General features: G+C 61.8%; 7 protein-coding genes and 1 pseudogene. 4 read left to right on the forward strand and 4 right to left on the reverse strand.

Annotated elements, in window-relative coordinates:
* Both CI41S_RS30750 and CI41S_RS30755 read left to right on the forward strand, forming a co-directional pair.
* On the forward strand, nucleotides 1-431 hold a 431-nt coding region (locus CI41S_RS30750), incomplete at its 5' end, for a transposase (RefSeq protein WP_139862926.1).
* Between the two features lie 184 nt (nucleotides 432-615).
* Nucleotides 616-1,923, forward strand: a complete 1,308-nt coding sequence (locus CI41S_RS30755; RefSeq protein WP_139862927.1) for an adenylate/guanylate cyclase domain-containing protein — start codon at nucleotides 616-618, stop codon at nucleotides 1,921-1,923.
* Nucleotides 1,924-2,063: 140 nt separating this feature from the next.
* Here the strand turns inward: CI41S_RS30755 and CI41S_RS30760 are convergent, their stop codons facing one another.
* The 3 genes from CI41S_RS30760 to CI41S_RS30770 form a co-directional block, all read right to left on the reverse strand.
* The gene (locus CI41S_RS30760) at nucleotides 2,064-3,476 is read right to left on the reverse strand and encodes an NAD(P)-binding protein (protein WP_139484386.1); all 1,413 of its coding nucleotides are present in this window, start codon (nucleotides 3,474-3,476) and stop codon (nucleotides 2,064-2,066) included.
* A gap of 270 nt (nucleotides 3,477-3,746) precedes the next feature.
* Entirely contained in the window at nucleotides 3,747-4,748 is a 1,002-nt protein-coding gene (locus CI41S_RS30765; protein WP_139862928.1) for a dienelactone hydrolase family protein, read from the reverse strand.
* Between the two features lie 111 nt (nucleotides 4,749-4,859).
* Nucleotides 4,860-5,273 (reverse strand): DUF4260 domain-containing protein, encoded by a 414-nt coding sequence (locus CI41S_RS30770; RefSeq protein WP_139862929.1) that lies wholly within the window; start codon nucleotides 5,271-5,273, stop codon nucleotides 4,860-4,862.
* A 174-nt stretch (nucleotides 5,274-5,447) separates the two neighbouring features.
* Between CI41S_RS30770 and CI41S_RS30775 the strand changes: the two genes are divergently transcribed.
* Both CI41S_RS30775 and CI41S_RS30780 read left to right on the forward strand, forming a co-directional pair.
* Entirely contained in the window at nucleotides 5,448-6,980 is a 1,533-nt protein-coding gene (locus CI41S_RS30775; RefSeq protein WP_139862930.1) for an acyl-CoA carboxylase subunit beta, read from the forward strand.
* Nucleotides 6,981-7,088: 108 nt separating this feature from the next.
* Nucleotides 7,089-7,436 carry a hypothetical protein gene (locus CI41S_RS30780; protein ID WP_139862931.1) on the forward strand — a complete coding sequence of 116 codons (348 nt, stop codon included), beginning with the start codon at nucleotides 7,089-7,091 and terminating at the stop codon, nucleotides 7,434-7,436.
* Between the two features lie 609 nt (nucleotides 7,437-8,045).
* Here the strand turns inward: CI41S_RS30780 and CI41S_RS43780 are convergent.
* Nucleotides 8,046-8,293 (reverse strand): annotated as a pseudogene (locus CI41S_RS43780) (IS110 family transposase); the annotation flags it as partial.

Genomic DNA, 8,293 nt, shown 5'->3' on the forward strand with positions numbered 1-8,293 from the left:
AGGACTTTGCCTATTTGCCAGAGGAGGACGCCTATCGATGCCCGGCTGGGGAGCGATTGCCGTATCGCTATACGAGTGAAGAAGACGGCAAGATGCTGCGGCGCTACTGGACCACAGCCTGTCAAAATTGTGCGCTCAAATCGCAATGCACAACCGGGCCGGAGCGGCGAATTGCGCGGTGGGAGCATGAGCATCTGCTCGAGGCCGTGCAGCAGCGCCTTGATGCAAACCCAGAAGCGATGCGCCAGCGTCGCGAGACAGTCGAGCATCCGTTCGGCACGATGAAGGCCCGCATGGGAGCGACGCACTTCCTGACCAAAACGCTTCCAAAAGTAGCTACCGAGATGGCTCTCTCGGTTCTGGCCTATAATCTGACACGGGTCATGAACATCGTCGGGGTCAAGCCGCTTATCGTCGCGATCGTGGCCTGAGATTCGCCAGGCTCTGGCTGCCAGGCCGGACATCCCTAAGGGCCGTTTTTACACGGCCAAGACCCAAAGCGGACATGAGCAGCTAGGGGCCATCGCCGCACTAACCCATGAGCTTCTTGCCGCTCAATTGCACTGCTTGGCCGTTAACCGTAAGCTACCCAGCGGGCTAGGCTTGAGGGAAGCCATGGTTGTCGAGACGCGCTATGTGACCAGCGGCGAGGTCTTCGTCGCGTATCAAATATCCGGACAGGACGGTCCGGACTTGCTCATGACGCCGGGCTTTGTATCGCATCTCGAGCAGTCGTGGGAGAATCCCAGCATCGCGCGCTTCCTTAGCGACCTCGGCTCGTTTTCGCGACTGATCCGGTTCGACAAACGCGGCACGGGTCTCAGTGATCGTGGTGTCGGTGTCCCGCATCTCGATGAAAGGATCGATGATATCCGCGCCGTGCTCGACGCTGCGGGTTCCAAGAGAGCCTATCTGTTCGGTGTCTCGGAGGGTGGGCCAATGTCTATCCTGTTCGCGGCGACCTATCCTGGGCGGGTCGCTGGTCTCATTCTGTTCGGCACGTATGCGCGCACGGTGGGCGCCTCCGTTCCGTTTGACGATTTTGCGGCCTTGGAGCGCACTATCCGGTCCGACTGGGGGACCGGCAAGAGTCTGCCAAGTTTCTCTCCGTCGGCAGCCGCAATTCCCGGGGCCATTGACCGGTTCGCCAAGTTCGAGCGCTCGGCGGCCAGCCCGTCTGATGTGATCAACTTGATGCGCATGAACCGCGAGATCGACGTGACGGCCATCCTGCCGTCGGTCCGGGTTCCTACGCTGGTCATGCATCGGCGCGACGACGTGCGCATTCGTGCATTCGCCGGCCGCGAGCTTGGAGAGAGAATTTCTGGCGCACGCTACACTGAACTTTCAGGTAACGATCACCTCCCATGGTTCGGAGATCAGAATCGGCTCCTCGAGGAGATCAGACAGTTTATGGGTGTTTCCGCTACCGCCATCGAGGTTGATCGCGTCCTCTCGACTGTGCTGTTCACCGATATCGTCGATTCGACAAGGAAAGCCTCGTTGGTGGGCGATAGGCAGTGGCGTTCAACTCTGGAAGCGCATCATGCAGCGGTGCGTTCGGAACTGGAGCGGCATCGCGGCCGCGAAGTTAAGACTACGGGCGACGGATTTCTGGCCCTGTTCGACGGCCCGGCGCGCGCTGTTCGCTGCGCCCAAGGGATCGTCAGCGCGGTGCGGCCGCTCGATCTCGAAGTGCGGGCCGGCGTCCACACGGGTGAGGTCGAGATGATGGGCGACGACGTGGGCGGCATCGCTGTGCACATCGCAGCACGGGTAGCTCAGCATGCGAATGCGAGCGAAGTGCTGGCTTCGAGCACGGTAAAGGATCTAGTGGCGGGTGCCGGCCTCAAGTTCGTCGACCAGGGACGGGCCGAGCTTAAGGGTCTCGCCGAGCCCATGCGCCTATTCGCAGTCGTCTGAATGAGTTTCGGTGCCGCCGATCCCGCCTTAGAAAGCTGAGACGCTATCGCCCGATGTCCCTTTGTGGCCCATCGCGACATATTGCGTTGCCGCACGAACTCGGTCGCTATAGCGGCAAAGCGAACACCGCGTCCGTCGCATCACGCCGCCGGGTTTATGGGTACACGGCCTAGTTCGGCGATAAGCCGCGACAAGTTTGCTTCGGCTTTTGGACGAGCTTCGCGCAGGCGCTTGCGAATCCGGTCCGCATCTGGGTCATGCGCGGCTGCATCTGCCTGTCCAATACCCGCGCCCGTCAGCCGGTGCTCCGCCACCCATCGATGCAAAGTCTTGTCCACCGACCATCGGCGCCCGGCTTGCAACTCCTCAAGTGCACGTCGAACTAAGTCTTCCGGTACGTTCGGCGATTGCATCGGCTTGCAAAGTTCGTTCTTCATCGTCTCATCGTCGTAGGCGGCTTCAATGTGAGCGATGACCGCTGCGCTGAGGCAGAAAGCGCCGGAGCGCAGCATTTGAATCGTGATCCGGTCACCGTCGAACACGCGCACAGAAGGTCGAGTGTCAAATGCCTTGGCAGAGCAATCCACATAGAGGCTGCCTGCGCAGCCTTCGACTGTCCCATGTTCGAGGATGACTGTCTGATGTTCGATCCTCAGCACGCGCCCCTTGCGCACTACGTCTTTGATGGAGCGCAGGGCTTCTACCTCAAGGCACGAGAGAGTCGCACCACGATACATGGTCGGTGTCACCGTTGTATCGATGCGCAAGATCTCGCCGGTTCGTTCCAGCCGCTCAAACAAATCGGCCATGCATGTCGCCTCTGCCGCCGCTTCAAGTTGATTTGCTTGGCCGCCTGCCGTCTGCTTAAAAAACGCTTCGCCCGGCTGGACCTTGTCTCGGTTCCTGACCCACGAATCACGTGGCACGATCCAGCGTATGCTTTCCGGCGCCGCGCCCATCTGGAGCAACCATACACCGACATCCATTGCCGTCTTGCCGCCGCCCAGGATGACATAGCTTTTGAAGTCCGGCGCAAACTTCGGCAGCACATTAGGCGTGACGAGCTTTACGCCGTCACAAAGCTCGAAGGAAGGTACGTGGGTCGATGGCACTTGGGTGTTTAGGAAGGTAGCGTCAACGAGTTTTTTGCGAACCGTTACCTGCTGAATATCGCCCGAGAGTCGGAAGACAAAACGGTTATCTCCTTGATAGTCGCACAACGGAAAATATTGAACGCGGCCCGAAGGCAGAAACCGTTCGTTCATTAGCCGGTCGTAATAACTGATGATCTGAGCGCCGGAGGCGAGTTCGTAATAGCCCTTATTAAAACCTGCCACATCTAACCGACTGCTGCCTAGCGCACGAGACCCAACGCCGTAATAAGCTGACGGTTGATGAAGACGGACAAACGGATACGCGTCGTTCCAGTGGCCTCCCGGCATGTGATGACGGTCCACAATCACCATGCTCGCGTTAGTTTCGGTGAGCAGTTGGTCAGCGAAACACATGCCTAACGCGCCGCTACCGATGATGAGGTAGTCCGTTGAAAGCATTTGTGCACCTGATGTTTGCCACAGCCCCGAGTTGGCCGTTAGTGCAGGATGTATAATGCCCCACGACTTTGTCAGGTTCTGTTACGAAACACCATACGTAAGTCTGCTTCTGGCCCAAAACCGACATGCCGTGGTCACACGCCGATGTCCGGCTTTTAGGGGGAAAGCCAACATGGCGGATTTACGAATACTAGCTTTTTATTTGAGCATGATCTCCGGGCAAACGCCGCGCGTTTGGGGGAAGCCGTTCACACTTTTCCGGATCATGCGCTAGCTCAGCTTGAACAGCGCGGTGAGAAAATCGCTGACCGCCTTGCGCGCCTCGAGTGCGGTGGCCGGATTGCCGCCGACATGCGGGCTCAGCTCGACGCAGGCATCCTTGTAGCTGAACGGCGCCTGCGTCGCCGCGTTCATCAAGACGCCGCCTTCGCCTTCCTTGATGGTGCAGTGGCGCACGGTCTGCGCGCCCGTCGATTCCACCACTGTGTTGTTGCCGATCAGGCCGGCATCGAAGCCGTGCGCGGAATCAGGATATTCGGTCAGCACCACGTCGCGCTTGGCCTCTCGCAGCCGTGCGACATAGGCCTTGCAGCTTGCGACTGGATTGTAGTCATCGGGCGTGCCGTGAAAGATCCGGATCGGCCGCGCCGCGACTTCGGTGTCGGTCAGATAGCTGGTCGAGCAGTCCGGATAGAACGGGATGTAGGCGGCGAACTGCGCGCCGGATTTGTTCCAGAGCTTGTGGAAGCGATCGAGGCTCGCAAACAGCGCCGCCTGTCCGCCGCGCGAAAAGCCCATCAGCACGATCCGGTCGGGGTCGACGCGCGGATGCTTGGCGAGGATGTCCAGCGAGCGGTAGATGTCGACGATCAGATTGAGCCGGCCGAGCAGGGCCTGGTTCGGCCCGGTCGCGGTCAGGCCGCGGCCGGAGAAACCGTCGATCACGAAGGTCGAGATGCCCATGGCGTTGAAGTGGCGCACCCAGCCGTCCATCCCGGCGCCGACCCCGCTCGAGCCGTGCATCAGCACCAGGACCGGCAGCCGGCCGGTGCCTTGCGCGATGCGCAATTCGCCCGCGACCGTGACCGGTTTGCCGTTGGCATCGCCGGTCAAGAATTGCTGGTCGGAGATCGTCAGCGAGGGGATGCCGTAGATTTCGGTGCGGGCGGCGATCTCCTTCGGGATCTCCTGCGCGCTGGTCTCGATGCTGGCGAATAGCAGGGCACAGCAAAACGGCACGGCGGTCGCGATCAGGCGCCAGTTTGTCAGCATTGGCTTCCCCCACATGTTTCTTGATTGGGCGACTACACCAAGGGCAGCGCAGGCTGTCAATTTGCGGGCGCCGATGGCTGAGAGGCATTTCCGAATGCGACGCTGCTCACGTCAGGCGGGCTCGTCCCGCGCCTTCCCGATCCGCCCGAGATGGGTGTAGCCGAAACCCTTCGCATATTTCAGGCCGTAGCCGAGCGCGCGGTCGATGCCGATATGGGCGAGCCAGATCATCGCGATCGAGAGCACCAGCGGCTCGGCGCTGGCGAAGCCGATCGTCATCAGCACCATCGGCGCGAGATAGGCGTGGGCGGCGTTGTAGACGATGGCGCCGATCCGCGGGCCGGCGAGATAGGCGGCAAAGCTCAGATCCGGCACCAGGAAGCACAGCACGTAGAGTAGCCAGGAGCCGTCCCAGACCCCGTACAGCACGGTCATGCCGACAAACAGCGCCAGCCCCTCCAGCCGGAGCAGGGTGCGGACCCCGCCGGTCGGCGCGCCGGTCTCGGCCGCGGTGGTCTCGCTCATGACTGCCTCCCCAACAACATATTCGGAGGTAGGTATCGGAAAACCCTACCGTTTTTGCGCCCCACGCCGCCCACAGACCCGGTTTCCAGTTCGGAAAATGCCGTGCTAAAGCGTTTTCGAACGAAGCGGGACCGGTTCGCGGGTGCGAACTGTAGCTAATGCGGGCGGAGACAAATGAAAGACATCCTCGACACCCTCGAAGATCGGCGCGCCGGCGCCAAATTGGGCGGCGGCGAAAAGCGCATCGAGGCGCAGCACGCCCGCGGCAAGCTGACCGCGCGCGAGCGCATCGAGCTCCTGCTCGACAAGGGCTCGTTCGAGGAATTCGACATGTTCGTCGAGCACCGCTCCACCGAGTTCGGCATGGAGAAGACGAAGATCCCCGGCGACGGCGTCGTCACCGGCTGGGGCACCGTCAACGGCCGCAAGACCTTCGTGTTCGCCAAGGACTTTACCGTGTTCGGCGGCTCGCTCTCCGAGACCCATGCGCTGAAAATTACAAAGCTGCAGGACATGGCGATGAAGGCGAGGGCGCCGATCATCGGCCTCTATGATGCCGGCGGCGCCCGCATCCAGGAAGGCGTCGCGGCGCTCGCGGGCTATTCCTACGTGTTCCGCCGCAACGTCATCGCCTCGGGGGTGATCCCGCAGATCTCCGTCATCATGGGCCCCTGCGCCGGCGGCGACGTCTATTCGCCGGCGATGACCGACTTCATCTTCATGGTGAAGAATACCAGCTACATGTTCGTCACCGGCCCCGACGTGGTGAAGACCGTCACCAACGAGGTGGTGACCGCCGAGGAGCTCGGCGGCGCCTCGGTGCACGCGACGCGCTCCTCGATCGCCGACGGCGCCTTCGAGAACGACGTCGATGCGCTATTGCAGATGCGTCGGCTGATCGACTTCCTGCCGTCGAACAATTCCGACGGCGTGCCGGAGTGGCCGAGCTTCGATTCCATCGAGCGCGTCGACAATTCGCTCGACACGCTGATCCCCGACAATCCGAACAAGCCCTACGACATGCGGGAGCTGATCCTGAAGGTGGTCGACGAGGGCGACTTCTTCGAGATCTCGGAGACCTTTGCCAAGAACATCATCACCGGCTTCGGCCGCATCGCCGGCCGCACGGTCGGCTTCGTCGCCAACCAGCCGATGGTGCTGGCCGGCGTGCTTGACTCGGATGCGTCGCGCAAGGCCGCGCGCTTCGTCCGGTTCTGCGATGCCTTCAACATCCCGATCGTCACCTTCGTCGACGTGCCGGGCTTTTTGCCGGGCACTGCGCAGGAATATGGCGGCCTGATCAAGCACGGCGCAAAGCTCTTGTTCGCCTACTCGCAGTGCACGGTGCCGCTCGTCACCATCATCACCCGCAAGGCCTATGGCGGCGCGTTCGACGTCATGGCGTCAAAGGAAATCGGCGCCGACATGAACTACGCCTGGCCGACCGCCCAGATCGCGGTGATGGGCGCCAAAGGCGCGGTGGAAATCATCTTCCGCAGCGACATCGGCGACCCCGACAAGATCACCGCGCGCACCAAGGAATACGAAGACCGCTTCCTGTCCCCCTTCATCGCCGCCGAGCGCGGCTACATCGACGACGTCATCATGCCACATTCGACCCGGCGGCGGATCGCCCGCGCGCTGGCGATGCTGAAGGACAAGAAGGTGGAGATCCCGGCGAAGAAGCACGACAATTTGCCGTTGTGAAGGATGCCGTAGGGTGGGTTAGGCGAAGCCGTAACCCACCATCTTCGTCCCGCGCGATCCGCGGCGGGTTACGGCTTCGCCTAACCCGCCCTACGGGACGTGAACGTGATGACCGACGACGAGCCCACCGACGAAATTTCCGAGCTCGAAGCGCGGATCGAGGAGCTTGCCGAGAGCGCCGAACGATCGCGCAGGATCATTGTCGGCTCGAAGGTCGCCATCGCCGGCGGCTTCGCGTTGCTGCTGATCACGCTGCTCGGCCTGTTCGGCGCCGGGCAGTCCGCAGCGCTCGGATCGATTGCGCTCATTCTCGGCGGCATCGTGTCGTACGGATCGAATGTCAGCACCTTGCGGCAGACCGAGGCCGCGATCGGCGAGGCCGAGGCGCAGCGATCGGAATTGATCGGCAGGATCGGTCTTCGCCTGGTTCATGATGCGCCGCTGAAGCTGATGTGAGGGACGGCTTGCGCCGATCGTCGCCCGGATGAGCGGCTTGTCCGCCGAAGCCTTGGCGAAGGCGGAAGCGATATCCGGGACCTCTCCGTCGGCGCGGCAAGGTTTACCCGCATGTCGCTGCGCTCATGCGGGCTTGTATGAGGGTGTGATTGTCAAGAGGCGTGATCGATCAGGGCATGCGTTTGCCTCAGTCGTTGGTGTTGGGCGCGAAGCGCTCCTGATGGTTCTTCCGTCCCGATGGTTGGCGGTTGCGCCGGGTCGGAGCCGCGGTCAAGGCTGGCCGAAGGCCACCGCCGAAGGCGGCGCGAAGCGGCCTTGACGGCGGCGAGCCCGGCGCGAGGCTTTCTGCTCGGGACGTGTCGGTGCGCGTTGTGAGTGTGCCGGCGTGATTTCCAGAACTGGGCCGTGAAGCTTTATGCGGCAACCACCGCATCAACTTGTATCCGGTCGGGTGTAATGACCCCAACCCTAATCTTTCATTCACGTGTGAAGGTGAGGCCCAGAAGCGACGGGACCCATCTACAAAAGCGGAATCCGAAGACCCATACCCGCGTTCGGTCACACGTCTGTCCTGGATCGCGTCGGCCGTCATTGGCGCACCGGCGTTGGTTAGAGGCTCGGGCGCATCACGGCGCCACTCGGCACGAGGCCAGTCTCCAGATAGCGCCAAAGCGCCACCATCAGCTTGCGCGCCAGCGCCACGATGGCAATCTTGCGGATGCGACCCTTGATCTTGCCGACCCGCTCGCGGAACCAGCGGCTTAGTTCGCTGTCGGGCTGATGCCGCAGCCACAGCCAGGCGAGCTCGATCGCGAGCCTTCGCGCACGGTAGTTGCCAGCCTTGCTGATGCCCTGCT

This window comes from Bradyrhizobium ivorense (assembly GCF_900696085.1).
Lineage (GTDB): Bacteria > Pseudomonadota > Alphaproteobacteria > Rhizobiales > Xanthobacteraceae > Bradyrhizobium > Bradyrhizobium ivorense.

Coding starts and splice junctions, on each gene's coding strand:
- CI41S_RS30755 (WP_139862927.1), top strand. CDS start 616: ATGGTTGTCGAGACGCGCTATGTGACCAGCGGCGAGGTCTTCGTCGCG.
- CI41S_RS30760 (WP_139484386.1), bottom strand. CDS start 3,476: ATGCTTTCAACGGACTACCTCATCATCGGTAGCGGCGCGTTAGGCATG.
- CI41S_RS30765 (WP_139862928.1), bottom strand. CDS start 4,748: ATGCTGACAAACTGGCGCCTGATCGCGACCGCCGTGCCGTTTTGCTGT.
- CI41S_RS30770 (WP_139862929.1), bottom strand. CDS start 5,273: ATGAGCGAGACCACCGCGGCCGAGACCGGCGCGCCGACCGGCGGGGTC.
- CI41S_RS30775 (WP_139862930.1), top strand. CDS start 5,448: ATGAAAGACATCCTCGACACCCTCGAAGATCGGCGCGCCGGCGCCAAA.
- CI41S_RS30780 (WP_139862931.1), top strand. CDS start 7,089: ATGACCGACGACGAGCCCACCGACGAAATTTCCGAGCTCGAAGCGCGG.